This window comes from Kitasatospora sp. NPDC004669, from assembly GCF_040609455.1.
Taxonomy (GTDB): Bacteria; Actinomycetota; Actinomycetes; order Streptomycetales; family Streptomycetaceae; genus Kitasatospora.
Genome location: NZ_JBEXKB010000177.1, coordinates 1 through 4513, shown reverse-complemented (window position 1 = coordinate 4513; position 4513 = coordinate 1). Strand labels below are relative to the sequence as shown.

General features: G+C 73.3%; 6 protein-coding genes. 4 read left to right on the top strand and 2 right to left on the bottom strand.

Annotation, left to right across the window (positions count from 1 at the left end; translation table 11 throughout):
• Window positions 1–180 precede the first annotated feature (180 nt).
• On the top strand, window positions 181–534 hold the full coding sequence (locus ABZW30_RS46560; RefSeq protein WP_355677420.1) for a VOC family protein: 354 nt from the start codon (window positions 181–183) through the stop codon (window positions 532–534).
• A 533-nt stretch (window positions 535–1067) separates the two neighbouring features.
• Here the strand turns inward: ABZW30_RS46560 and ABZW30_RS46555 are convergent.
• Window positions 1068–1655 carry a transglutaminase family protein gene (locus ABZW30_RS46555; RefSeq protein WP_355677419.1) on the bottom strand — a complete coding sequence of 196 codons (588 nt, stop codon included), beginning with the start codon at window positions 1653–1655 and terminating at the stop codon, window positions 1068–1070.
• 142 nt (window positions 1656–1797) lie between these two features.
• On the opposite strand from ABZW30_RS46555, the gene ABZW30_RS46550 reads away from it, so the two are divergent.
• The 3 genes from ABZW30_RS46550 (at window position 1798) to ABZW30_RS46540 (ending at window position 3540) form a co-directional block, all read left to right on the top strand.
• The gene (locus ABZW30_RS46550) at window positions 1798–2220 is read left to right on the top strand and encodes a DUF3052 domain-containing protein (protein WP_355677418.1); all 423 of its coding nucleotides are present in this window, start codon (window positions 1798–1800) and stop codon (window positions 2218–2220) included.
• Window positions 2217–2693, top strand: coding sequence for a hypothetical protein (locus ABZW30_RS46545; RefSeq protein WP_355677417.1), 477 nt, complete (start codon window positions 2217–2219; stop codon window positions 2691–2693). The genes ABZW30_RS46550 and ABZW30_RS46545 overlap by 4 nt, the downstream gene beginning before the upstream one ends.
• 145 nt (window positions 2694–2838) lie before the next feature.
• Entirely contained in the window at window positions 2839–3540 is a 702-nt protein-coding gene (locus ABZW30_RS46540) for an alpha/beta hydrolase (RefSeq protein WP_355677416.1), read from the top strand.
• A 12-nt stretch (window positions 3541–3552) separates the two neighbouring features.
• Here ABZW30_RS46540 and ABZW30_RS46535 read toward each other — a convergent pair whose 3' ends face one another.
• Window positions 3553–4242 (bottom strand): DUF4232 domain-containing protein, encoded by a 690-nt coding sequence (locus ABZW30_RS46535; RefSeq protein ID WP_355677415.1) that lies wholly within the window; start codon window positions 4240–4242, stop codon window positions 3553–3555.
• Window positions 4243–4513: the final 271 nt, after the last annotated feature.

Below are 4513 nucleotides of genomic sequence, written 5' to 3'. Positions count from 1 at the left end.
CGGTCCGCTGCTTGATCCGACGCGCCTGGACCCTCTACCGCTGGAACAGCCGTCCCCGAAGCCCTCGCATCCGATGACCTACTGGCGGACGCCCTAAGCCGTGTGCGGGAAAACCGCACGCACGGATTGAAAGGGGACGGAGGAACCGGGCTCGCAAGAGCACCGCGCCTCCAACTACCAATGGCACTCGAATGGGAACAGATCATCGTCGACTCCTCCGACCCCATCGCCCTCGGGCGCTGGTGGGCCGAGGCTCTGGGCTGGGTCGTGGTCGACGAATTTGAGGAGATCATCGAGATCCGGCCTGAGCCGGACCAGATGCCGGGGCTGCTCTTCGTGCCTGTCCCCGAGGGCAAGACGTCGAAGAACCGGCTCCACCCCGACTTCCGCCCCGACGATCAGGAGGCCGAGGTCGCCCGGCTGCTCTCCCTCGGTGCCCGGCGTGCCGACACTGTGCAGGACGAGCAGCACTGGGTGACCCTCCTCGACCCGGAGGGCAACGAATTCTGTGTCCTGGGTGAGCGGAAGAGCTGAGCGGGGCCGGGCAGCCGTTCGGGCGAAGGTGCCGGACGGTTTGCCCACCCGCAGCTGCCCCAGCTGCTGCTCGCCGACCTGGCTGCGCCGGGTGCTCTGACCGTGGTCCGTGCATGGCTCCGGCTGGTGCGTTGATGACGCGCGGCTCGGCCCGGACGACCTACGAACCACCAGATGGTATCGCGCTGAGTGGTGTACCCACCACTACACGGGACATGACCCCGGCGGCCTGACGGCCGCCGGGACCGGGCGGGGTGGATGTGGCAGGCGACCACGGGCTCGTGGTGGCTGCGGGCCTGGGCGGCGAGGTGGTGGGAGCAGCGGGCGCCGGGGGCCGGGTCCGGGCTCGCGGCGGGGGTGGTGGGCGGCGGTGGCGGCCGGGTCGTCCTCGCGGAAGAAAAGGGCGCACACCCGTCGGCCGTGCGCCCCGGCCGGCGGCTGCGCGGGCGGCGGCGAGCGGGCGGACCGGGCCGGGGGTGCCCGCCCCGGCCGGCGGCCGGGGTGGGGGCGGTGGCGGGCTCCCCTGCCCGGGGTCACCCGTCGGCGCCGCTCCCGGGGAGCTCGCCCGGCAGGTGGCCGTAGCCGCCCTGGCCCGGCACGGTCTGGGCGAGTGCCCGGAGCAGCGGGGCGGGCGGGGTGGCGAAGATCCCGGGGTAGTCGCGCTCGCCGAGCTCCGGGCGGACGGGCCAGGCCAGCCGTTCCGTTCGCAGGTCGTACCGCGCGTCCACGCCCTCCCGGTTGCCCCGGGCGTCCAGGCGCGACCAGCGGCCGTCCAGGTGCACGGCGTTGAGGGCGTGCAGGACGAAGCCGCCCTCGCCGTCCTCCAGCCGCTGGTAGCACAGGCCGGCCGGCACGCCCTGCGCCCGCAGCAGCGCGGCCAGCAGGTGGGACTTGCTGTGGCAGATCGCGTTGCGCGCGGCCAGCACCTCGGAGGCGCGGAACGCCCCGCTGTACGCGCCCGCGTCGGCGGAGTGTGCCACCTGGTCGCGCACGTGGTGGAACGCCGCCTCGGGCGTGGCCAACTCGGCGGCCAGCCGCCGCAGTTCGGGGTGCCGGTGGTCGATCGCCTGGTCCGCCGCGAGGTAGGCGGCGAGGTCGTCGGTCTCGGGTTGCAGGATCATGGTGCCCACGGTGTCGCGCGCACCGCCCGCCGCGGGCGGAATTCCACTCCCCGGACAGGGCACGGGGCCGCTGTCGTAGGTGTCTGGTTGGCTACTCGTGTGCGGGGCGATCGGCGCCCCGGGACGGAGGGGACGGCACACGATGGCCGTATCGAAGGAAGAGCTCGCCGAGCGCGCTCTGCGGCTCGGGTTCGAGCACGGCATGGTCGTGCGGGAGGTCGGCTACGACGACCGCATCGACCAGGGCCTCCACGACAGTGTCGACGTGATCGCCGGCCAGGCCCTCCTCGACCTGGACTGGGACGGCCTGGCCGACGCCGTGCTCCTCTGGTTCCGCGACGAGGACGACGAGGACCTCGCCGACACGCTCGACTACGCCCTCGACCTGCTGGGAGAGCGCGGCATCATCTGGCTGCTCACCCCCAAGGCCGGCCGGGCCGGCCACGTCGAGCCGGGCGTCGTCGAGATCGCCGTCCGGGCCAAGGGCCTGTCCTCGACGGAGACCATGAGCGTCGCGGACGACTGGAACGGCTCCTGCCTCACCTCGGGCGGGCACCGACCGTGAAGCTTCGATTCGCTGCCGTCGACCTTCCGCCGGTCGACCGACTGGTGGGACACCGGCGCACCCAGGCGATCTACTATTCGGCCTCCTACAACCTGGACGAGTACCCGACGTTCGAGGCCCTGGCCGAGGAGGGCCTGGTCCTGGAGTGCTTCGAGGTGTGCGACGAGGACGGAGACGAGGGCGGACACGTGCGGGCCGAGTGGTGGCAGTTCCACCGCGGGGACAGCGGCGTCCTCTTCCGGGCCGGGACGCTCGACCCGATCGGCGAGGCCCTCCAGCACGGATTCGTCTGCCGGGACCACGAGTTGTGGGCGGCGCTGGCGCAGGCCGACGACGCGCCCGGCTTCATCAACTGGTCGATGACGCCCGAGGACGACCGGTTCCCGGGTTGGGACCGCCTCTGGCACCACACCGACCCGGCGCAGGCCGAGCGGCTCTACGACCTCAACGGCGGGGTGTTCACCCGGGGCTGACGGGGTGCGCCGGGGACGGCCGGTCTTCCCTCCGGCTCTCCCTCCGGTTTCTTTCCGGCGCGCCCTGGCTCGTGGCGGCGCAGTGTCGGTGCCGAGCGCTAGCGTCGGGCAGAGCGCGGAAGACACGTGCAGGAGGAGGACGACGATGGCGACCTTCACGCTCGTTCCCGGTGCCGACGGCCGGGCCTGGTTCTGGCACCGGCTGGTGCCCGAGCTGCGGGCCCGGGGGCACGGCGTGGTCACGATGGACCTGCCGCACGACGATTCCGCGGGCCTGGAGGAGTTCGCCCTCGCCATCGTCTCGGCGGTGGAGCGGCACGCCAGGCTCACCGAGCCGCTGGTGCTGATGGCGCAGTCCCTCGCGGGCTTCTCGGCGCCACTGGTGTGCGGGCGGCTGCCGGTGCCCGTCGCCGAGCTGGTGCTGCTCAACGCCATGGTCCCGGCGCCCGGGGAGACTGCCGGGCAGTGGTGGGAGAACACCGGCCAGGCCAAGGCCCGCTCCGACTACGCGGCCGCCACCGGGCGCGGCGCCGATCCCGAGTTCGACCTGCGCACCGACTTCTTCCACGACGTCCCGGACGACGTGACCGAGGAGGCGTTCGCCATGGGCGCCTCGCCGCCGCCCTCCGGGCTGTTCGCGCAGCCGTGGCCGCTGACGCACTGGCCCGAGGTGCCGACCCGGTTCCTCCAGGGGCGGGAGGACCGCTTCCTGCCCCTGGAGTTCCAGCGCGGCATCGCCCGTGAGCGGCTGGGCCTGGAGGTCGAGGAGATCCCCGGCGGCCACCTGACCGCGCTCAGCCGCCCCCGGGAACTGGCGGACGCCCTGCTGCGCGCCGGTCCCGCGTAGCCGCGGGGTTCGTCAGGACGGGCTGGTGGCCAGCACCGCGGTGGTGGTCACCTTGTTGTCGCATTCGGCGAACAGGCCGTCGTCCAGGGCCACTTGGTGTGCTCCCGCGCCCGGCAGGCCCAGCACGAGGGTGGGGTAGGCGACGGGCGTGGCCCCGGAGACGCAGTAGCCGTCGGCCTCGCCCTGGACCTGGACGAAGGTGAGCTTCACCCAGGCCTTGGCGCCCGGGGCCAGGTGGACCGGGGCGGCGGAGCCGCTGTGGGTCACCTGGAGCGGGGCGTTGTGCTCCGGGGAGCCGTTGGCCGCGCCGGCCACCGTCGGGAAGCCCTGCAGCGTGCACGGGTGTGCGGAGGCGTTGGTGAACGCGACGATCGCCGCCCCGATCCCCGTGCCGTCGGGCCGCTGCTTCGCCTGGTGGGCGTCGGTCTTCAGGTCGCCGGCCACGCAGGTGGGCGCCGCTGCTGCACTGGCGGAGGCGGTTCCAGTAGCCGGTCCGGCGGACGGCGTGCCGCCCTTGACGGGAGCGGCGGGCGCGGTGCTCGGCGCGGTCGAGGCGGTCGCCGCCACTGACGGGGCGCCGGCGGCGGCAGCTGGCTCGTCGTTCGCGGGCCCGCACGCCGTGACCACCAGGGCTGCTGTGGCGGCCGTGACCACGGCGACCGCGGCTCTGCGGGCCTTCGTTCCGTACTGCTTGCCGTGCATGACGCCTCCGTAGGATCGAGCGGTGCCGATCCAGTACCGGTACCTGCCCGGTACACACCGCCGTTGCGGCGTCGGTTCCCCACGCGGCCTGCTGTGACAGGACGGTGACGAGATCGGGATGTCCCCCGTTCGACGGGACCGACGACGTCCGTCAGTACAAGGTGATGCCGGCGTCAATGCCCGTGGGCCCGGCACGCGTCCGCGTGCCGGGCGCCCCGGCCGGACGGCTGAAGCCAAAACAGGAGACCCAAGAACGATAAAGAGTAGAGGT